Here is a 1,113-nt window from a genome sequence, read left to right on the forward strand (position 1 = left end):
AGGGTTCATCATGAGTCATCAACTTACCTTCGCCGACAGTGAATTCAGCAGTAAGCGCCGTCAGACCAGAAAAGAGATTTTCTTGTCCCGCATGGAGCAGATTCTGCCATGGCAAAACATGGTGGAAGTCATCGAGCCGTTTTACCCCAAGGCTGGTAATGGCCGGCGACCTTATCCGCTGGAAACCATGTTACGCATTCACTGCATGCAGCATTGGTACAACCTGAGCGATGGCGCGATGGAAGATGCTCTGTACGAAATCGCCTCCATGCGTCTGTTTGCCCGGTTATCCCTGGATAGCGCCTTGCCGGACCGCACCACCATCATGAATTTCCGCCACCTGCTGGAGCAGCATCAACTGGCCCGCCAATTGTTCAAGACCATCAATCGCTGGCTGGCCGAAGCAGGCGTCATGATGACTCAAGGCACCTTGGTCGATGCCACCATCATTGAGGCACCCAGCTCGACCAAGAACAAAGAGCAGCAACGCGATCCGCAGATGCATCAGACCAAGAAAGGCAATCAGTGGCACTTTGGCATGAAGGCCCACATTGGTGTCGATGCCAAGAGTGGCCTGACCCACAGCCTAGTCACCACCGCGGCCAACGAGCATGACCTCAATCAGCTGGGTAATCTGCTGCATGGAGAGGAGCAATTTGTCTCAGCCGATGCCGGCTACCAAGGGGCGCCACAGCGCGAGGAGCTGGCCGAGGTGGATGTGGACTGGCTGATCGCCGAGCGCCCCGGCAAGGTAAGAACCTTGAAACAGCATCCACGCAAGAACAAAACGGCCATCAACATCGAATACATGAAAGCCAGCATCCGGGCCAAGGTGGAGCACCCATTTCGCATCATCAAGCGACAGTTCGGCTTCGTGAAAGCCAGATACAAGGGGTTGCTGAAAAACGATAACCAACTGGCGATGTTATTCACGCTGGCCAACCTGTTTCGGGCGGACCAAATGATACGTCAGTGGGAGAGATCTCACTAAAAACTGGGGATAACGCCTTAAATGGCGAAGAAACGGTCTAAATAGGCTGATTCAAGGCATTTACGGGAGAAAAAATCGGCTCAAACATGAAGAAATGAAATGACTGAGTCAGCCGAGAAGAA

Annotated in this window: 1 protein-coding gene; it reads left to right on the forward strand. The window is 53.3% G+C overall.

Annotated features, from left to right (window positions below; translation table 11 throughout):
* Nucleotides 1-10 precede the first annotated feature (10 nt).
* The gene (locus PG881_RS23895; protein ID WP_026141915.1) at nucleotides 11-991 is read left to right on the forward strand and encodes an IS5-like element IS5 family transposase; all 981 of its coding nucleotides are present in this window, start codon (nucleotides 11-13) and stop codon (nucleotides 989-991) included.
* Nucleotides 992-1,113 lie beyond the last annotated feature (122 nt).

This window comes from Aeromonas sp. QDB54, from assembly GCF_027707385.1.
Classification (GTDB): Bacteria; Pseudomonadota; Gammaproteobacteria; order Enterobacterales; family Aeromonadaceae; genus Aeromonas; species Aeromonas hydrophila.